At 61.8% G+C, this 19118-nt stretch carries 20 protein-coding genes; 12 read left to right on the top strand and 8 right to left on the bottom strand.

The window, feature by feature from the left end; genetic code table 11:
- Positions 1 to 114 precede the first annotated feature (114 nt).
- The 8 genes from rlmB to KUV72_RS05015 all read left to right on the top strand — a co-directional run bounded on the left by rlmB (position 115) and on the right by KUV72_RS05015 (position 5881).
- Positions 115 to 837, top strand: coding sequence for a 23S rRNA (guanosine(2251)-2'-O)-methyltransferase RlmB (gene rlmB / locus KUV72_RS05050; protein WP_222162899.1), 723 nt, complete (start codon positions 115 to 117; stop codon positions 835 to 837).
- Positions 838 to 1121: 284 nt separating this feature from the next.
- The gene (gene rpsF, locus KUV72_RS05045; protein ID WP_206941380.1) at positions 1122 to 1493 is read left to right on the top strand and encodes a 30S ribosomal protein S6; all 372 of its coding nucleotides are present in this window, start codon (positions 1122 to 1124) and stop codon (positions 1491 to 1493) included.
- 45 nt (positions 1494 to 1538) lie between these two features.
- Positions 1539 to 1766, top strand: coding sequence for a 30S ribosomal protein S18 (gene rpsR / locus KUV72_RS05040; protein WP_016853668.1), 228 nt, complete (start codon positions 1539 to 1541; stop codon positions 1764 to 1766).
- 11 nt (positions 1767 to 1777) lie between these two features.
- Complete coding sequence (locus KUV72_RS05035) at positions 1778 to 2629, top strand: hypothetical protein (RefSeq protein WP_222237640.1); 852 nt, start codon at positions 1778 to 1780, stop codon at positions 2627 to 2629.
- Positions 2630 to 2645: 16 nt separating this feature from the next.
- Positions 2646 to 3092 carry a 50S ribosomal protein L9 gene (rplI, locus tag KUV72_RS05030; protein WP_206941376.1) on the top strand — a complete coding sequence of 149 codons (447 nt, stop codon included), beginning with the start codon at positions 2646 to 2648 and terminating at the stop codon, positions 3090 to 3092.
- Positions 3093 to 3251: 159 nt separating this feature from the next.
- A complete protein-coding gene (gene dnaB / locus KUV72_RS05025; RefSeq protein WP_222237639.1) occupies positions 3252 to 4640 on the top strand; it encodes a replicative DNA helicase in 1389 nt (462 codons plus the stop codon).
- Between the two features lie 92 nt (positions 4641 to 4732).
- The gene (locus KUV72_RS05020) at positions 4733 to 5026 is read left to right on the top strand and encodes a hypothetical protein (RefSeq protein WP_206941374.1); all 294 of its coding nucleotides are present in this window, start codon (positions 4733 to 4735) and stop codon (positions 5024 to 5026) included.
- 552 nt (positions 5027 to 5578) lie between these two features.
- On the top strand, positions 5579 to 5881 hold the full coding sequence (locus KUV72_RS05015; protein ID WP_206941373.1) for a DUF6482 family protein: 303 nt from the start codon (positions 5579 to 5581) through the stop codon (positions 5879 to 5881).
- A gap of 196 nt (positions 5882 to 6077) precedes the next feature.
- Here the strand turns inward: KUV72_RS05015 and KUV72_RS05010 are convergent, their stop codons facing one another.
- Both KUV72_RS05010 and KUV72_RS05005 read right to left on the bottom strand, forming a co-directional pair.
- Entirely contained in the window at positions 6078 to 6455 is a 378-nt protein-coding gene (locus tag KUV72_RS05010; RefSeq protein WP_222237638.1) for a thiol-disulfide oxidoreductase DCC family protein, read from the bottom strand.
- Positions 6452 to 8032 carry a cryptochrome/photolyase family protein gene (locus KUV72_RS05005; RefSeq protein WP_222237637.1) on the bottom strand — a complete coding sequence of 527 codons (1581 nt, stop codon included), beginning with the start codon at positions 8030 to 8032 and terminating at the stop codon, positions 6452 to 6454. Before KUV72_RS05005 ends, KUV72_RS05010 begins: the two co-directional genes overlap by 4 nt.
- Positions 8033 to 8144: 112 nt before the next feature.
- On the opposite strand from KUV72_RS05005, the gene hemH reads away from it, so the two are divergent.
- A complete protein-coding gene (gene hemH / locus KUV72_RS05000; RefSeq protein ID WP_222237636.1) occupies positions 8145 to 9215 on the top strand; it encodes a ferrochelatase in 1071 nt (356 codons plus the stop codon).
- 69 nt (positions 9216 to 9284) lie between these two features.
- On the opposite strand, the gene KUV72_RS04995 is transcribed toward hemH, so the two are convergent.
- The 6 genes from KUV72_RS04995 to KUV72_RS04970 are packed head-to-tail and all read right to left on the bottom strand — an operon-like array spanning position 9285 to position 15150.
- On the bottom strand, positions 9285 to 9668 hold the full coding sequence (locus KUV72_RS04995) for a Na+/H+ antiporter subunit G (protein WP_206941369.1): 384 nt from the start codon (positions 9666 to 9668) through the stop codon (positions 9285 to 9287).
- A 15-nt stretch (positions 9669 to 9683) separates the two neighbouring features.
- Positions 9684 to 9953 carry a K+/H+ antiporter subunit F gene (locus KUV72_RS04990; RefSeq protein ID WP_206941368.1) on the bottom strand — a complete coding sequence of 90 codons (270 nt, stop codon included), beginning with the start codon at positions 9951 to 9953 and terminating at the stop codon, positions 9684 to 9686.
- Positions 9950 to 10447 (bottom strand): Na+/H+ antiporter subunit E, encoded by a 498-nt coding sequence (locus KUV72_RS04985; RefSeq protein ID WP_206941367.1) that lies wholly within the window; start codon positions 10445 to 10447, stop codon positions 9950 to 9952. Before KUV72_RS04985 ends, KUV72_RS04990 begins: the two co-directional genes overlap by 4 nt.
- Positions 10444 to 11952, bottom strand: coding sequence for a monovalent cation/H+ antiporter subunit D (locus KUV72_RS04980; protein ID WP_222237635.1), 1509 nt, complete (start codon positions 11950 to 11952; stop codon positions 10444 to 10446). The genes KUV72_RS04985 and KUV72_RS04980 overlap by 4 nt, the downstream gene beginning before the upstream one ends.
- Complete coding sequence (locus tag KUV72_RS04975; protein WP_206941365.1) at positions 11949 to 12293, bottom strand: Na+/H+ antiporter subunit C; 345 nt, start codon at positions 12291 to 12293, stop codon at positions 11949 to 11951. Before KUV72_RS04975 ends, KUV72_RS04980 begins: the two co-directional genes overlap by 4 nt.
- A gap of 1 nt (position 12294) precedes the next feature.
- Positions 12295 to 15150, bottom strand: a complete 2856-nt coding sequence (locus KUV72_RS04970; RefSeq protein WP_222237634.1) for a monovalent cation/H+ antiporter subunit A — start codon at positions 15148 to 15150, stop codon at positions 12295 to 12297.
- 318 nt (positions 15151 to 15468) lie between these two features.
- On the opposite strand from KUV72_RS04970, the gene KUV72_RS04965 reads away from it, so the two are divergent.
- The 3 genes from KUV72_RS04965 (at position 15469) to KUV72_RS04955 (ending at position 19013) form a co-directional block, all read left to right on the top strand.
- The gene (locus KUV72_RS04965; protein ID WP_222237633.1) at positions 15469 to 16770 is read left to right on the top strand and encodes a DASH family cryptochrome; all 1302 of its coding nucleotides are present in this window, start codon (positions 15469 to 15471) and stop codon (positions 16768 to 16770) included.
- A 215-nt stretch (positions 16771 to 16985) separates the two neighbouring features.
- Positions 16986 to 18281 (top strand): lytic murein transglycosylase, encoded by a 1296-nt coding sequence (locus tag KUV72_RS04960; RefSeq protein WP_222237632.1) that lies wholly within the window; start codon positions 16986 to 16988, stop codon positions 18279 to 18281.
- A gap of 162 nt (positions 18282 to 18443) precedes the next feature.
- Positions 18444 to 19013 carry an ATP-dependent zinc protease gene (locus tag KUV72_RS04955; protein WP_222237794.1) on the top strand — a complete coding sequence of 190 codons (570 nt, stop codon included), beginning with the start codon at positions 18444 to 18446 and terminating at the stop codon, positions 19011 to 19013.
- Positions 19014 to 19118: the final 105 nt, after the last annotated feature.

The following is a 19118-nucleotide window of genomic DNA, read 5'->3' as shown; positions in this document are numbered from 1 at the left end:
TCTGTTTACAGGAGGGCCTGCGTGGCCAAGCATGAATCCAAGCGTCAACGTCAGCGTCAGCCACGGGGTGGTTCTGGCGCCGCGGCGCCCGCAGGTCTTGATGGCGTCTTCGGCGTGCATGCCGTCCGAGCCATGTTGGATCGCGGCGAATCGCCTCGCGAGCTGTGGCTGCAGGAAGGTGAAGCGGGCCGACGCTTGCACGACCTGGTCGAGCTGGCGCGTCAGCGTGGGGCACGTGTCAAAGCGGTGCCCCGAGACGAGCTGGACCGCCTCTCCCAGGGGGCTTCCCATCAGGGAGTCGTCGCTTTCTGTCCGCCGTTGGCACCGGAGAGCGAGGAGTCGCTCTGGCATAAGCTGAAGGCATGGCCGCTGGAAACACCGCCGCTGCTGCTGATCCTTGACGGAGTCACTGACGTGCACAACCTGGGGGCGTGCCTGCGCAGCGCCGACGCCGCTGGAGTGCATGGGGTGCTGGTGCCCAAGGACAAGTCGGCGCCGCTGAATGCCACGGTGCGCAAGGTAGCCTGTGGTGCTGCTGAAAGTGTGCCGGTGTATCAGGTGACCAACCTGGCGCGGGCCATGGCGCGACTGAAAGAAGAGGGCGTGTGGATCACCGGAACGGCAGGCGAAGCCGAAGGCAGCGTCTTCGAGGCGGATCTGCGCGGCCCGACGGCGCTGGTCATGGGGGCTGAAGGCAAGGGTATGCGCCGCTTGACCCGCGAAGCCTGTGACACGCTGGTCAAGCTGCCGATGGCCGGGGCGGTCTCCAGCCTCAACGTCTCCGTTGCTACCGGTATCTGCCTGTTTGAGGCAGTGCGACAGCGTTCATCGTCCTGATAGTGGTAGAGAGGGATGGTGGAGAGAGGTGGTAGAAAGAGGTGATAGACAGAGGTGATAGAGAGAAGCGGTAGCAAGACCGTCTGTCATCGCCACCTGGCTAAAAGAGAGGAAAGTGATGTTCAGGTTGCATCACGCCGCTTGACTCCGTAGAATCCATGCGCCCGTGCGTTCTGCGCGGGACAGGTTATTTGTTATTCACTCCTTGCTTCCCCCGGCGTCGAGCGATGTTCTTGACACCCGCTCAGGCCCCTGCGGAAGCTGCCAAACCGAAAGGAGAATCCATGCGTCACTACGAGATCGTCTTCATGGTCCACCCGGACCAGAGTGAGCAGGTTCCGGCCATGGTCGAGCGCTACACCAGCATCGTCACCGAGAACTCCGGTACCGTTCACCGTCTCGAAGATTGGGGTCGCCGTCACCTGGCCTACCCGATCAACAAGATCCACAAGGCCCACTACGTGCTGATGAACGTTGAGTGCAGCGGCGAGACTCTCGAGGAAATCGAGAACATCTTCCGTTTCAACGACGCCATCATCCGCAGCCTGGTGGTGCGCTGCAAGGAAGCCATCACCGAAGCGTCTCCGATGATGAAGCCGGTGGAAGAGAAGCGTGCCCGTCGCGAAGAAAAGCCGCGCACCGCTGAATCCGCCTAAGCCGCGCATCGCTAGTTCTGCAACGCACGTATAAGGAGTCTTTCCATGGCACGTTTTTTCCGTCGCCGCAAGTTTTGCCGTTTCACCGCTGAAGGCGTGAAGCAGATCGACTACAAAGATCTGGACACCCTGAAGGCCTACATCACCGAGACTGGCAAGATCGTTCCCAGCCGTATCACCGGTACCAAGGCCCGTTACCAGCGCCAGCTGTCTACTGCGATCAAGCGCGCACGCTACCTGGCTCTGCTGCCCTACACCGACAGCCACCAGTAAGTCATCAACCGATGCTGCCTGTCGCCCGATGGTCGATGAAAGGGACGCCCCAGGCGGCGCTGGTCGCCTTGGTGGCGTCTGCGGTGCCCTGGCTGTTCTGGTTCGGGGCCGCTATCGCCGCTCTGGTGACGCTGCGCAAGGGCATGGCGCCGGCGTTGCCGGTGATTGCTGCCGCAGCGGTTCCTGCGGGCTGGTGGTGGACGCAAGGGGATCCGATTCCTCTGGCGACGACCTTGCTGGCGCTGTTGATGGCGGTCGTGCTGCGCTCTCGCATGCGCTGGAGCGAAGCACTGATCCTGGGGTCTCTGGCGGGCGCGGCGATGATCCAGATCGGGGTGTTTCTGCCCCGGGCGGACACCGCCCTGATGCTGGATCAGCTGCGTCAGAGCTCGTCCGAGGTAGCGGCCATGCTCGACGAGCTGGCGGCCCAAGGCGTCGACCCCACACAGCTGGCCGAGCTGGTCATCAGCGGGGTCACCGGCCTGGTTGTCATGCTGGCCTCCGTGGCTTGCCTGGCACTGGCCCGTAGTTGGCAGGCGGGACTCTACAACCCCGGTGGTTTTCGGGAAGAGTTCCACGCCATGCGGCTCAGCCCTCGGGAGCTGATTCTGCTGGTGGCGCTGGTGATTGCCGGCTCGCTGCTTGGACTGCCTGGCATCGGCATGCTGGCCTGGATACCGCTACTGATGGCGGGCATCGGCCTGACACATGGTGTAGTTGGACGTAAGGGAATGAACGGGTTGTGGCTGGTCGCGTTCTATCTGCTGCTGATCACCACCTGGCCCATGATTCTCATCGTGCTGGTTGTGGCCTTGATCGACACCTTCGCGGATTTCCGCGGTCGTCTAGGTCACAGCAACTGACATAGAGGTTTACGAGATGGAAGTCATTCTGCTCGACAACATTGGCAAGCTGGGCGGTCTTGGTGACAAGGTCACCGTCAAGCCTGGCTACGGCCGTAACTACCTGGTGCCTTACGGCCTTGCCGTGCCGGCCACCAAGGACAACATCGCTGCTTTCGAAGCACAGCGCGCCGAGCTTGAAGCCCAGGCCGCTGAGCGCAAGGCCGAGGCGGAAGCCCGCGCCGAGCAGCTCAACGATATCGAGCTGTCTCTGGTCGCCAAGGCCGGTGACGAAGGCAAGCTGTTCGGTTCCATCGGTCCGCGTGACCTGGCGGAAGCGATCTCCAGCGCTGGAATCGATGTCGCCAAGAGCGAAGTGCGTATGCCGGAAGGCCCGATCCGTCAGACCGGTGAGTACGACATCGTGCTGCACCTGCACGCTGACGTCGACGCCGCTGTGCGCGTGGTGGTGGTGGCCGAATAAGGTCATCTCCCACGGCAACAGCAAGGGCGCGGGAGTGATATCCCGCGCCTTTTTTTATGCCCGCGATCCGCGGAGCTACGGTCTTGCGAGAGGGTGGAGATCGGCTAGACTGGAAGCCCTTTACCGACCGGCAGTACATGTGTTGCGAGAGACAAGCAGATGAGTGACGTCCAGACCATCGATCAGGAAGCCGCAGCGCTCAAGGTTCCGCCCCACTCGGTCGAGGCCGAGCAATCGGTGCTGGGTGGTCTGATGTTGGACAATCAGGCCTGGGACAGCATCGCCGACCGCCTGGTCGCCGATGACTTCTATCGCTATGAACACCGTCTGGTGTTCAACGCCATGGTGGCGCTGGCGGAATCCAGTCGCCCGCTGGACGTGGTGACCCTGTCCGAGGCGCTGGAGGCTCGCGATCAACTCGATACCGTGGGTGGACTGGCGTACCTGGCGGAGCTCGCCCGCAATACGCCTTCCGCCAGTAATATCCGCGCCTACGGTGATATCGTTCGCGAAAGGGCCACCCTGCGCAAACTGATTCAGGCAGCCAACCAGATCGCCGATGGCGCGTTCAGCCCCAACGGTCGTCCCGCTGACGAGCTGGTCAACGAGGCCGAGCGGCTGGTGTTCCAGATCAGCGAAGATCGCCCCAAGGCCGGTGGTCCCATCGGCATGAGCGAACTGCTGACCAAGGCCGTCGATCGCATCGATGAGCTGTTCAACATGAAAGGCGAGATGACCGGCCTGTCGACCGGCTTTCGCGATCTCGATGACATGACCTCTGGTCTGCAACCCTCTGACCTGGTGATCGTTGCCGGTCGCCCCTCCATGGGCAAGACCACCTTCGCCATGAACCTGGTGGAGCATGCGGTAGTCTCCAGCGATAAGCCGGTCATGGTGTTTTCCATGGAGATGCCGGCAGACTCGATCATGCTGCGTATGCTGTCGTCACTGGGTCGTATCGATCAGACTCGCGTGCGCTCCGGTCAGCTGGAAGACGAGGACTGGCCGCGGCTCACCTCCGCGGTCAACCTGCTCAAGGACAAGCAGCTGTTTATCGATGACACCGCAGCCTTGTCCCCCAACGAAATGCGCTCGCGAGTTCGTCGAGTCGTGCGCGAGCACGGCAACCTGGCGATGATCATGATCGACTACCTGCAGCTGATGCAGGTGCCGGGGTTCGGTGACAACCGTACCGGCGAGATCTCGGAGATCTCGCGCTCGCTCAAGGGGCTGGCCAAGGAATTCGGGTGCCCGGTCATTGCCCTGTCGCAGCTCAACCGTTCCTTGGAGCAGCGACCCAACAAGCGCCCGGTGATGTCGGACCTGCGCGAGTCCGGGGCCATCGAGCAGGACGCCGACCTCATCGGTTTCGTCTATCGTGATGAGGTCTACAATCCTGATAACCCCGATAACAAGGGGCTTGCCGAGTTTATCATCGGCAAGCAGCGTAACGGTCCGATCGGCACGGTTCACATGGCCTTTATTGGCAAATACACCCGTTTCGAGGATCTTGCACCAGATAGCTACGGCGACACCTTCGGTGAATAGGCCCTGCGCAAGAGGTGCGGCTTGAGCTGAACCGGTGGACTCGTATAATGCCGCCCCTTGCACTCTGTAACCCGACTCTGGAGGACCCTGACATGGCAGGTGGATTTCGACGCGGCAATCGGCGCCGCGCGCCCAAGCTGGAAGCCCGAGGTGAGCTGACTTCGGTGGAACGTGAAGGTCCTTTCAAGGAATGGCTGGGCATGCCCGATCTGTACCGTTACCACCTGGTGGTGGACGGTGTCGACTACAGTTATCAGACCGAAGATGCCGAACTTCCGGTGGCTGTAGGGGATAAGGTGGTCTTTCGTTACAAGGAAACCAAGGCAGGGAACTGGGTCGACAGAAATTCCCTGGGCAAGGCGATCGATCCTTCCGAGTATCAGTAGGCGTCGGGACAGCAGTAGGGTGATGCTGTAGCGCATGACAGGCTGGCCTGTCGGGCGTCTGGTTGCCCGCGAGGCCACCAAGGGGTGGCCTTTGCCTGGTGTGTTCTCGTTCCTTCGCCTCTCGCATGTCTGGGTTTGGTGTCTTCTGCATTCTCTTTCTTCTGTTCCTTCTTCCCTCTGTCCGCTCGTCGCTGCGCGCGCTTCCCTTGCTGCGTCACCTTTCGTTCTAGCCTTCTCTTTTTACTGAGTGTCTTGACGGCATGGGGCTGTCTTCTGCTGGAGCGTGCTTGATTGCATCGCGCAGGGAACGGCAGGTGTGTATCCAGGTCAGAGAAATTATTGTTAGCGTAACCAGAATGTCACTCTCCATCGTCAGGCTGTGCCATGATCAAACCGTCGCACCGTCCATCGCGCTAGTGTCGAGCAGGCTGTGAGACGATGACCCGCGCCAGACGGTGGCGAGAATGGACTGGTGTGACAGATAGCGCTAATCAGCAAGGCGGTGGCAAGACGCTGGCCGCCACTACAGGATGAAAAGAGGCGAAAGATATTATGGAATTTCAGGAGCTGAAGGCCTTTGTGGGCCGACACGACAACTTCGAGATCCGCGTCATCAGCCACGCGGGTAGCCGTTTCTATCAAGTCGAGCTGGAAGACGTCGAAGGGGCGCGTCATATGCTCTGCCGACGCGGCAAGCCTGTGCTGTTCCGTTCACTGGACGATGTCTACCTTGAGCTGAAGCGAGCAGGCATTCATCGAGCCTACCTGGTGCAGCACGTCGCTCACGACGAGGTCATTGGCCGCGAGACCCACTATGCGCAGCCACTGGCATCGCGCATGCCACTGGTTTTCTGACACTGCCCTCCCGACCCCCACCATTGACGTTCTGACACCCCTGGGTGTTCCTGCCTTCCTCTGACCGATACAAGTCCCTGGCGCTGATAGCCAGGGCCCGTGACGGTCTTGATCGAATATCTTCAGGTCGAACCCCTCCAGATCGACTCTATTCACCAGACCGCACTTGGCCAGTCTGTAGGTTGCCAGTCTGGTCTTAGCCAGACCCGTGTCGCCCCAGCCAGGGACGTAGCTTGGCAAACAGGCGATAGCCCATGTCCAGCGCCTGCCGCATTCCCGGTAGCATGCTGAACCAGAGCCAGCGCCGGTAGCCCAAGGTCGCGTACAGGGCTCTGCTGGCATCCATCCCGACGATCCAGTGGCCCCTTGCGTCGAGAAGGTGCAGCTTGCCCATCATGTCCTCGATGCGCTTGCCCCACTGCGCGGCATCAAAGTCGGGATGGCGAATATCCACGAAGCGAATACGGTCCCGTCTGGGATGGCCGCGCAGCCAGGCCACTTCCCGGCGACACAGCGGGCAGCCGCCGTCGTGGAACAGGGTGACCGGTGGGATGATGTCGTCGAAGCGGTTCATGATGATGACCCCCGGGCGCGATAGCCTGCCACATGTTCGCCTTGGCCGTAGCTCGGCTCGAGCTCCAGCGTGGCGAGAAAGGACTCCGCCTGCTCACGCATGGCGGTGCGCTTGTCATCGCTCATGCGGCTCAATGAGCCGTAGATCAACTTCATTCGGTGGTTGTTGCTCAGGGTGTCGGCGTGGCGCTCAAGGAAGTGCCAGTAGAGGCTGTTGAAAGGACAGGCCGTCTCGCCTGTGGTCTTCTTTACATCGTAGTGGCAGTCGCGACAGTGATCCGACATGCGGTCGATGTACTTGCCAGAAGCACAGTAGGGCTTGGACCCCATGATGCCTCCGTCAGCATGCAGCACCATGCCCAGCGTATTGGGCAGCTCGACCCACTCGCAGGCATCGGCATAGACGGCGAGATACCAGTCGCATAGTGCCTCCGGACTGACGCCGCATAGCAGGGCAAAGTTGCCGGTGACCATCAGACGCTGAATATGGTGGGCGTAGGCATTCTCGCGAGTCATGCCGATAGCGCGCTGCAGGCAGCGCATGTCCGTCTCTCCGGTCCAGTAGAAGCGAGGCAGGCCACGAGTCGCCTTGAGGGCGTTGCCGCGCTTGTAGTCTGGCATCTGAGACCAGTAGACGCCGCGCACGTACTCGCGCCAGCCGAGTATCTGTCGCACGAAGCCCTCGACCGCGTTGATCGGGGCCTTGCCTTCAAGATACGCATTCTGGGCTGCCTCACAGACCTCTCTCGGGCTTATCAGCCCCAGGTTCATCGGCGCCGAGAGGCGCGAGTGGAAGAGGTAGGGGTCGTCATCGCTGATGGCGTCCTGGTAGTCACCAAAGTCGGGTAGCAGCGCATCGATGAAATGGCGCAGGTCGACCAGCGCCTGCCGCCGCGTCACCGGCCAGTGGAAGCCGTCAAGATCGCCAAAGTGATCGCCAAAGTGCTCTGCCACCAGGTCGAGCACTGCCTGGGTGGTGTCATCGATACCATGCTCAGGCGGTGATGGCACATCGAGGCGCTGGTCGAGTGGCTTGCGGTTGTCCTTGTCAAAGTTCCACTGACCGCCCATCGGCTCGTCGCCTTCCATCAGTAGCCCAGTATGGCGCCGCATCTCGCGATAGAAGGCCTCCATGCGGGGTTGCTTACGCCCTGACAGCCACTGCGCGAATGCCTCGGGGGTGCAGTAGAACCGAGTGTCTTCAGTCCATTCCCAGGGCACGTCGCTGCGACGCTCCTCGATCGCCTGCAGCAGGCGCCATTCCCCCGGGCGAGTGGTCACGATGCGCTGACAGTCATAGAGCTTTGCGAGCCGCTCGGCCTCTTGCAGCAGCGAGTGGGCGTTGTCCGGGTCATCGAGCGCGCTGTAATGGACCCGATATCCCTTGTCACGCAGGCTGGCAGCAAAGTGGCGCATGGCCGACAGCATCATCGCAATCTTTTGCGGATGATGGGGAACATAGCGACCTTCCTCGGCGACCTCGCAGAGGGCGATCACGTCGTCATCCGAGGCATGTTCCAGTGCTGCCAGCTCGTGGCTCAGCTGATCACCGGCAAGCAGAATCAAGGATCTGGACATAAGTTTTCCAACAGTTGTACAAATCTTCTTTATAGTAACACTTGATTCGAGCCTGACACCTGCTGGTGTTAGTCTTTTTGCTTACCGAGACCGCCAAGAGGAAGCCATTTTCATGGATCAGTCTGATTCCCCGTCATCCGAGCAGGTACGCCGTCCGCCACATGCCCCAGCGGACCACCCTGTCATTCCTCGTGACAAGATCGGGGTGCTGGTCGCCAATCTGGGGACTCCGGATGATACGGACTACTGGTCCATGCGCCGCTATTTAAGCGAGTTTCTATCGGATCAGCGGGTCGTTGATTACCCTCGCTGGCTGTGGCAGCCGCTGTTGCAGCTGGTGATCCTCAGCCGTCGGCCGTTTGCCTCAGGAGAGGCATATCGCAGCATCTGGAACACCGAGCAGGACGAAAGTCCGTTGCTGACGATCACCCGCAACCAGGCGGACAAGCTGGCGCTGCGCTTGCGTGACGCTGTGGGGGAGAATATCGAGGTCAGTTTCGGCATGCGTTACGGCAATCCCTCGACAGAGAAGGCGCTCAAGGAGCTGGAGGACAAGGGCTGTCGGCGTATCCTGTTCTTCCCTCTTTACCCGCAGTATGGCTCACCGACCACCGCGACGGCGTGCGACCAGTTCTTTCGCCAGTTGATGAAGCGAAAGTGGCAGCCGGCCATCAGGACCGCGTCGGCCTACTTCGATGAGCCGGCCTATATCGACGCTCTGGCGGCCTCGGTGAGGGAGCGCCTGGCGCAGGAGACCCAGCCGCCCACCAGGATCGTGGCCTCCTATCACGGGGTACCCAAGCGCTTTTTGACAGAAGGCGACCCGTACTACTGCCAATGCGTGAAGACGACTCGGCTGTTGCGAGAGCGGCTCGGCATGCCGGAAGAGGATGTCCTTACCGCCTTCCAGTCGAAATTTGGTCCAGAGGAGTGGGTCGGGCCCGCAACGGTCGACAAGGTGGCCGAACTGGCACGCCAGGGCCATAAGCGCATTGCAGTGCTGTCGCCTGCCTTCAGTGCCGATTGCGTAGAAACCCTGGAAGAAATCCAGCAGGAAATTCGGGATGCCTTCATCGAGGCCGGCGGAGAGACGTTTGTCTATATTCCCTGCCTGAATGATCGCGACGATCACATCGACGCGCTGGCGGGCATCGTCAGGCGAGAGTTGGCCGGATGGTTATGAGAGCCTAGACGCCATCGCAAAATGGGCAGCCATCTGGCTGCCCATTGTCGTTTAGCAGACCGCTCTGGCCTACTCCGGATCGGGGTGGGGGACCGGCTTTGCACCGACTTCCTCTTCCCGAAACTCGAGGGGCTTGCCCCGGGTCTTGTCCAGGTAGTTAAGACGCTGATGCAGGCCGGTCTTGGCCAGCATGTGGGCACTGACAGGTGCTGTGATGAACAGGAACAGGGTAATCAGCATTTCCTGCAGGTGCAGGCCGCCCTGGGTGACGCTGAAGTACACCATCGAGCCTGCGAGTATGCAGCCCATGCCCAGGGTGGTGGCCTTGGTCGGACCATGCAGGCGCATGTAGAAGTCCCTGAGGTGGGCCATGCCCAGCGAGCCGATGAAGGCAAACAGCCCGCCAGCGATCAGCAGTACCGAGATCAGGCCCTCGAGAAACACGTATAGCATGAAGACTCTCCTGAATTACTCGATGATGTCGCCGCGCAGCAAGTACTTGCAGACTGCGATGGTGCTGATGAAGCCCAGCAGTGCAATCAACAGCGCCGCCTCGAAATAGGTCTTGGTGTTGAGCCAGATGCCCATCAGGATAATCAGCGCGATGGAGTTCACATACATCGTGTCCAGCGCGAGAATCCGGTCGGGCATGTCAGGTCCCACCGTCAACCGGTACAGGTTCAGCAACAGCGCCAGGGAGACCAGCGTCAGGCTGATGGTCAACGCGATATCGATCATTCGAAGATCTCCTTCAGCGGCCGCTCATAGCGTTCCCGAATGGTGTCGATGAGGGTTTGCTCATCGCGCACGTCCAGCGCGTGTATCAGCAGCGTCTTCCCATCCATGCGCAGGTTCGCCGAGACCGTACCCGGTGTCAGCGTGATCGTGCTGGCCAAAAGCGTGATGGTAAAGCGTTCTTCGAGCATCAGCGGATACTCGACGAAATGCGGCCGAGTGCGGCGCCAGGGATTGATGATGATCCAGGCAACCTGCAGGTTGGCCACCACAATGTCACCGATGACCCTCAAGAAGAAGCGCAGCAGTTTCCAGGGTTTCTTGACGCCGGGCTGCAAGTCCCAGAAGGGGTAGGTCAGCCAGGGGATCAGCACCGCCAGGACGCTGCCCAGCAGCAGATGGCCCACAGAGACATCATTGACCAGCAGCAGCCAGACAACCAGCAACAGCAGGCTCAGTAGCGGGGTGGGCAACAACGAACGAGAGCGGGTGGTCATGGAGCGTCTCCCTGTTGCATCAGCACGGCGCGGAGCATGGGTTCAGGATTGGTCAGCTGTTCGGCGGTGGCTTCGGTATAGCCTGCCAGGGGCCCGGCCAGCACTACCAGCAGGGGGGAAGCGGCCAGCAACCAGCCAGTGCCGGCCCACTGCCAGGCCGACAACGGCTCGCCGTCATCGCTGGCCTGACTGCGCCAGAACAGGGTGGAGCCGGCCCGGGACAGCGCCACGATTGCACACAGCCCGGTGCCCAGCAGTAAAGGCCAGAACCACAGGCGTTGGTCGCTATCGCCAGCACTCATCAGCATGACCTTGCCAAAGGCGCCTGACAGCGGCGGCAAGCCTGCCACGGCCATACCACCGATGACGAACATCAGCCCGAGGGCCGTGGCATTGTGGGGGACACGGCCCCGCACCAGGCGCGTGCCTGCCTTGCCACGCTGGGTGCCGATCATGTCGGCCAGCAGGAACAGACCGCCGGTGACCAGGGTGGTATGGACCAGATAGAACAACAGTCCCGATACCGCAGCAGAGGAGCGCATGCCGACGCCGGCCAGCAGGGTACCCACCGACACCAGTACCAGGTAGGCCACCAACAGGCGCAGGTCACGCGCCGCCAGCACGCCGATGCCGGAAATCGCCAGAGTGCCAAGGGCAAGCCACCATACCCAGCTCTGCTCCAATGCCTCGAGGGGGCCGGCCTGGTCGCCGAAGATCAGCCAGTAGACCCGCAATATCGCGTAGACCCCGATCTTGGTCATTACCGCAAATAGGGCGGCGACCGGAGGCGGAGCGCTGGCATAGGCCCGTGGCAGCCAGAAGTACAGCGGCAGAATGGCCGCCTTGAGGCCAAAGACCACCAGCAGCAGCAGCGCGCCGGCCACCACCATGCCCTGGCGTTCGCTGGGTAGCTGGCTCACCGCCTGAGCCATGTCGGCCATGTTGAGGGTGCCCGTGGCACCGTAGAGCAGCCCAACCGCGAATAGAAACAGTGCCGATCCGGCAAGGTTGAGGACCGCATAATGCACGGCGGACTGGATGCGACCCTTGCCTCCGCCATGCACCAGCAGGGCGTAGGAGGCGAGCAGCAGCACCTCGAAAAAGACGAACAGGTTGAACAGGTCGCCGGTCAGGAAGGCGCCGTTGATCCCCATCAGCTGCAGCTGGAAGAGGCCATGAAAGTTGCTGCCCTTCTCGTCGTCGCCGCCGCAGGCAAACAGCACGGCGCCAACGGCCAGGAGGGACGTCACGAAAATCATCAGCGCAGACAGGCGATCAAGCACCATGACAATGCCAAAGGGTGGCTGCCAGTCACCGAGCGCATAGTAGTGAATGTCGCCAGCGGCGGCCTGACGCAACAGCAGCAGGCTGACCAACAGCAAGGCAAAGGTGGTCACCAGGCCCAGAACACGCTTATAGGACGGGTTGCCGAAGCGCGTCATCAACAGTGCCACCGCGGCTGCCAGGGGCAGGACGATGGGCATCACGATCAGGTGGGACATCAACGTCGCTCCTCCTTGTCCTCGGCCTTGCGCCCATCGACATGGTCATTGCCCATGTCGCCCCGGGCGCGCATGGCGAGAATGACCGCGAAGGCCGTCATGGCAAAGCCGATGACGATGGCGGTGAGTACCAGCGCCTGGGGCAGCGGATCACTGTAGTGGCTCTTGCCGTCGATGATGGCGGAGCCTCCCGCCGTGAGCCCGCCCATGGAGAACAGAAACAGGTTGGTCGCATAGGACAGCAACGTAAGGCCGACCACCACCGGGAAGGTTCTCCCGCGAAGCATCAGGTACAGGCCACTGGCGGCGAGCACGCCGGTGGTAATGGCATAGAGCATTTCCATATCACACGGTCTCCTTGCCGTCGGAGGGGGCAGCGGTTCGGTGCAATCCCTGCTCTACCGAACCTTGGTCATGGTCTTCCTTGGCCGGGCGGTGAGGCGTGGTGACCTTGCCCAGGTTGGCCAGGATCATCAGAGTGGCGCCCACTACCGCGAGATAGACGCCAAGGTCGAACAGCATGGCGGTGGCCAGCTCGATGTCACCGATCAAGGGGATGTGGAAGTGGCCAAAGGACGATGTCAGGAAGGGCGCGCCGAACAGCCAGCTGCCGAAGCCCGTCAATGCCGCCACGCCGACGCCAAGGATGGCGACGGGCTGATAGGGGAAGTCGAGTCGCTGCTGGGTCCAGGCAACCCCCCTGGCCATATACACCAGCAGCAGCCCGACGGCAGTGATCAGGCCAGCGATGAAACCGCCGCCGGGCTGGTTGTGACCGCGCAGGAAGATGAAGACCGACACCAGCAGCGCCAGCGGCAACACCGTCTGCGAGATGGTTGTCAGGATCATCGGATAGCGATCGGGTGCCCAGATCCGGCCCTCGCTGTCGCTGTGCGGCATGAACAGGCGCAGGCGATTGAGCAGCTTGAAGATGGCCAGTCCCGCGATGGCCAGGACGGTGATCTCGCCCAGGGTATCGAAGCCACGGAAGTCGACCAGAATCACATTGACCACGTTGTGGCCGCCTCCTCCTGGCACGCTATTGTCGAGGAAGAATTGAGAAATACTCTCCGTATCGCGGGTCAGAACGGTGTAGTTGAGACCCGCAATCACGCCCCCAAGCCCCATGCACAGCAGCAGGTCGCGCAAGGCTCGTGCCGGAGTCGACTCTCTTGGCGTCTTTTGTGGCAGGAAGAACAGCGCCAGCATCAGCAGAATCATGGTCACCACCTCTACCGACAGCTGGGTCAGGGCCAGGTCAGGCGCAGAGAAGCGGGCAAAGGTCAGTGACACCAGCAGACCGACCACCGACAGCATCAGCAGTGAGATCAGGCGGTGTCGGTGGGTGATGGCGGTGCCGATGCCGGTAAAGATCAGCAGCAGGGCACCGACCAGCAGGACACCGTCGACCGGTTGATTGCCCTTGGCTCCCGTGAGCGCATCCATGCGCGCCAGACCCACGGCGCCGGCGATCAGAGAGGCGCCTAACAGCAGCGTCATGAAGCGCTGCAGCGACGCATTGTCGAACCACTCGGTGATGCGTTCTGCGCGATCGCCGATCGTCTGGACCACGCCCTCGAAGATGCGGCTGGCATCGCGGGGCGGAAAGTCACGCACAAACTGGCGGATCTTGCGGTGCAGCAGATAGGTTGTCAGGCCGGCCAGCGTGGCGATGACGCTCATCGCCAGCGGTAGGTTGAAGCCGTGCCAGATGGCCAGGTGAAAATCCAGGGGCTCAAGCAAAACGGCGGCCACCGCCGGTGCCAGCAGCCAGGTGGCCATCACCGCGGGGAACAGGCCGACCAGGATGCACAGTGTTGCCAGCAACTCCGACGGAGCGCGCATCAGGTGAGGAGGCTCGTGAGGAGCCTTGGGGGGAGCGTGACGAGGCTCGGCGAAGAACACCGCATGGACCAGACGGATCGAGTAGGCCACCGACAGCACACCGCCGATGGTGGCGAGTACCGGCAGCACCAGGCTCAAACCGCCAAAGGCTTGGGAGTCCAGGGTTTCCGTGAAGAACATCTCCTTGGAGATAAAGCCATTGAGCAGCGGGAAGCCTGCCATGGCAGCGCCTGTGATACTCATCACGACGCAGGTGATCGGCATGGCCTTGGCAAGCCTGCCCAGCCTGGCCAGGTCCCGCGTTCCCGCTTCGTGGTCGATGATGCCCGAGCACATGAAAAGCGCGGCCTTGAAGGTCGCATGGTTGAGAATATGAAATAGCGCGGCGAGCACCGCCATGGGGCTGCCGATCCCCAACAGTACCGTGATCAGGCCAAGATGGCTGACAGTCGAGAATGCCAGGATGCCCTTGAGGTCTGCCTTGATCAGCGCGAACCATGCCGCGTAGACCATGGTGACGATCCCGACCACGGTCACGATGGCCGACCACAGCTCACTGCCGGCAATGGCCGGGTGCAGGCGAGCCATCAGGAAAATGCCGGCTTTGACCATAGTGGCCGAGTGCAGGTAGGCGGAGACCGGCGTTGGCGCTGCCATGGCGTGGGGCAGCCAGAAGTGGAAGGGGAACTGCGCCGACTTGGCGAAGGCGCCCAGCAGCACGAGCACCAGCATGATGGGGTAGCGCGGGTCCGCCAGAATGGTGGCGCCGCTGTCCAGCACGACCTGCATATCCAGGCTGCCGACGATGTCGCCGAGCAGCAGCAGGCCGGCGAGCAGGGCCAGACCGCCCGCACCGGTGACCGTCATGGCCATGCGCGCACCCTTGCGGGCCTCGGAGCGGTGTGACCAGAAACCGATCAACAGGAACGACGACAGGCTGGTGAGCTCCCAGAACATCCACAGGACCAGCAGATTGTCGGCCATGGCAATGCCGACCATGGAGGCCATGAACAGGATCAGGTAGGCGTAGAACTTGGCGTAGTTCTCGCTGGCGTCCAGGTAGTAGTGGGCATACAGGATGATCAGCAGGCCGATACCCAGTATCAGCAGATTGAACAGCAGCGACAGACCGTCCAGGCGGAAGGCCAGGTCAAGGCCGATCTGCGGCACCCACTCTAGGCCTGCACGGGGAATGTTGCCTGCCTCGATGGCGGGCAGATAACTGAGGGTAAGGGCCAGCGCCACTGCCGGAAGGCAAGCGGTGGCCAGGGTGCAGAGTAAGCGGCCTCGAGATCCGGTCAATGCGGGTACCAGCACACCGAGAAGCGGTAGCAAGGGAATCCATAGCAAAGTCATCTGTTGGTCATCCTGCCTGTCCTTGAACGTGGTAAGCCCTGACGCGCCTGTAAAAGCCGTTCGACTACAAGGTGTTATGAGTCCCCCTGGAGTGGCGGTCACCTTACCCTGAAGCGCCGCCCCACTTTACCCGAAAGATGGACGCCCCGCTGCCCTGTTCGGATTCAACGACCTCGGTCTTCTCTTACAGGCTTGTACGATAGGTGTACAAGACCTATATTTTAGAGGTCCTCATGGCGCCTGACCATCGAATACCTGGCGCCAGAAGTCGGAAGGGGCCGCTATCGGCCGACATAATGGATGGTGAGTGGAGTTGGCATGGAGACAGATCTGGTCTGGCTGCGCGGGGAGCTCAGGTTGGCAGATAACCCGCTACTGGCATCGCCGGGAGGGATCAGCGAGCGGCTCGTGGTGTACGTGATCGACGCTGCCCTCCTTGAGCCTCAGGCGCCGCTGGACATCCCCAGAATGGGGGCGCGCAGGCTGCGATTCCTGTGGCAGAGCCTACGGGAGCTGAGAGGCGAGTTGCTCAAGTGCGGCAGCGATCTGCTGGTCATCGTGGGCGAGCCGGTGACGCTGGTGGCAAATCTGGCCGAGCGTATCGGTGCCTCGGCAGTGCGTGTGGGTGAGCATCCCGGTAGCGAAGAGCAGGCACAGGTGCAGCGCCTGTCACAGCTATTGCATCCTGGTTGTCGGCTCGACACGTTCAGTACCGCCACGCTCTGGGCGCATGCAACCTTGCCTATTGCAGTGGAGGAGGTTCCGGGCAGCTGGTCCGCGTTCAAGCGCAAGCTGGGCGAGGCCACGCCATCGGCAAAGGCACTGCCAGCGGCAGCCACTCAGCCCGCCTGGCCCGATCGGGCGCCTCGCGGGCTGCCGTCGCTGCAGCGTCTTTCGCCGGCGGCTGCGGCGCTCGATGATCACCCTGACCCGATGGGCCTTGGCTATGTGGGCGGCGCAGCGAGTGGGCTTGACCGCTTGAATGAGTATTTCTGGAAGCAGCAAGCGATCGGTGTCTATCAAGACACCCGTAACGGGTTGATCGGGCCGGACTTCTCGTCACGCCTGTCGGCTTGGTTGGCCACGGGATGTATCTCTGCCACCCAGGTGCTGAGCGCGCTGACGCGTTGGGAGCAGGAGCACGGGGTCAATGCCTCGACGAAGCACTTCTATCGCGAGCTGCTATGGCGAGAATACTTCCACTGGGCGGCATGGCAGGAGGGGAGCGCACTGTTTGGCAAGCGGGCGCCGTCGCCAGGAAAGGCGTTCACACGCTGGCAGCAGGGAGAGACGGGGCAGCCGGCGGTAGATGCGGCCATGAAGGAGCTGCGCGATTGTGGCTGGATATCCAACCGTGCGCGTCAGTGGGCGGCCAGCTATCTGGTGCACGACCTGTCAGGAGATTGGCGTCATGGAGCCGCCTGGTTCGAGCACTGTCTGATGGATTATGACGTGGCCAGTAATTGGGGTAACTGGAAGTACATCGCGGGCGTGGGGCGTGACACTCGGCCCAAGGTCTTCGACATGGATGATCAGGTCCGGCGTTACGACCCCGAGTTGCGATACGTCCAACACTGGCTCGAGAAGGACGAGCCTGAACGGCGACAGAGGGTGTCATGAGGACGAGAAGAAGGTCCATCGGCGTCTCAGTTCGCAGCGATCAGAGCCATGCGCTGGCAGGACGAAAGGGCGGGACGTGCGGTGACATGGTGGTATCGAAGGACAGTCCCAGCCTCCTCCTGTGGTCGACGCCGATTCCCTCCGTTTGCATCTAGCGCCGCAGCGGGGAGTGGGTCATCATGCCTGCACATTGATTGCCAAGGATTGCCTTCAACATGTCGACGCGACTGCTTCCCGCCTTTCTTCTTATTGCCTTGGTCGGCTGCCAGACGACGTCTGCCGCCCCAGAGAGTGGACCTGCCAGCCCTGCTGCCTCCGAGACAGAGAGTGCCAGCTCTGACAGCGACGCGGCAACGCCCGCCGCCAAGGACGCCAGTGCTGACGATCATGACGGTCGTACCTTCGACCAGTGGCTCGCCGACTTCCGTCGCCAGGCTCGCAGCGAGGGCATCAGCGAAGACACCCTGGCGCGCGCCTTGGATGGCGTGCGTTACCGTCCCAGGGTGATTGAGCTCGACGGTTCGCAGCCCGAGTTCGTACGCCCTGTCTGGCAATATCTTGATACCGCCGTGTCAAACGCGCGGGTGACCCAAGGGCGTGACAAGTTGGCAGCCAACCGCAGTGCAGCGGATCGTGCCCAGTCAAGCTATGGCGTGCCGGTGGAAGTGCTGACGGCTATCTGGGGCATAGAAAGCAACTACGGCCAGAATTTTGGTGATTTCTCCACTCTGGAAGCGTTGGCCACACTGGCTTACGACGGTCGCCGTCGAGACTTTGCCCGCGGGGAGCTGCTGGCCGCGCTGAAGATCATCCAGGCCGGGGATATCACGCCCCAGCGCATGAAGGGATCCTGGGCGGGAGCCATGGGACATACGCAGTTTATCCCGTCGAGCTTTGTGTCCTATGCCAAGGACGGTGATGGAGACGGTCGCCGGGATATCTGGGCCAGCATTCCAGACGTCATGGCGTCTACCGCCAACTATCTGAATCGTGCCGGATGGCAGCCCGGCCAGCCCTGGGGCGTGGAGGTCGAGCTGCCTGCGGGCTTCGACTACGCCCAGACTGAGCTCGACACCCGCAAGAGTGCCGCTGAGTGGGGCCAGCAAGGGGTGCGCCGGCTCGGTGGTGGCGAGTTGCCGGCCTTTGCTGAGGCCTCGGTGATTACCCCCGCGGGTGCCCGCGGCCCGGCCTTCCTGGTGGGTCCCAATTTCCGTGCCATCCTTCGCTACAACAATGCCACCAGCTATGCCCTTGCGGTTGCCTCACTCAGCGAGCGCATCGCAGGCCGGCCAGGCATTCAGGGAGGATGGCCGAGGGACGAACAGCCCCTGAGTCGCACCCAAGTGCGCCAGCTGCAGGCACGGCTGCAGGCTCTGGGGTACGGGGTGGGAACCCCTGACGGCATCATGGGTCCCAATACTCGCGCGGGTCTGCGAGCCTGGCAGCGTGATCAGGGGCTGGTTCCGGATGGCTTTGCCACCCTGCGCCTGCTCGAACAGCTGAATCGCTGATCCTCTTCAGACGTGCCCAAGCGACGGTTTGGGCACCCGGCACATCGGCGCTGGCTGACAGCGCCGCATCACAGGGAGAATTGCAGGATGAAGGAATCGCTTGAACGCTGGTGTGCGAGCCGGATACGTGCCGTGGCGCTGGCAGCGCTACCGTTGACCTTGATGCCGATGAACGCCGCCCTGGCTGATGACGGACCCGATGTCTTTGGCTGGGTGGAGAAGGCGACGCTGGAGCCCTGGGACGTGGAGGTCAAGGCCAAGCTGGACAGCGGTGCGCTGACATCCTCGCTGGATGCGCGAGATATCGAGCGTTTCGACAAGGACGGTGAGCCTTGGGTACGGTTTGCGCTCGAGCTGGAAGATGAAGAGACAGGCGAGACCTTCAAGAAGGAGCTCGAGCGGCCTTTGTATCGTGACATGACGGTACGTGGGGCCGGCGGCCGGGACGAACGTCTGGTCGTGCTGATGAAGGTGTGCATGGGCGATACCATTCACGAAGAGCAGTTCAGCCTGCGCAATCGCGAGGAAATGAACTATCCGATGCTGCTGGGACGTCGCACCATCGGTGAGCTCGGCCTTCTCGATGTGCGAGAAACCTTCCTGATCGCGCCGACCTGTGACGAGAATTCACCGGTGATCGAGCACGATGGGGAAGGGGAGTTCGGCACCAATCGCAGGGCCGAAGAGACCGACGACCAGGACGCAGAGGACCAGGACGCTGACGCTGAATGATCGCCGTCTGCTGGTCAGTACGTCACGGCATGGCGGCTGCCGCTGCCATGCCTGTGTGCTTTGCCAGGGTCCGTCATTCCGGCGTCAGTGGTGGTGGCTCAGGGT

Source organism: Halomonas sp. DP4Y7-1 (genome assembly GCF_019800705.1).
Classification (GTDB): Bacteria; Pseudomonadota; Gammaproteobacteria; order Pseudomonadales; family Halomonadaceae; genus Halomonas; species Halomonas litopenaei_A.
Note: the sequence above shows the minus strand (reverse complement) of the source record. Positions and strands in the feature narration are given on the sequence as shown.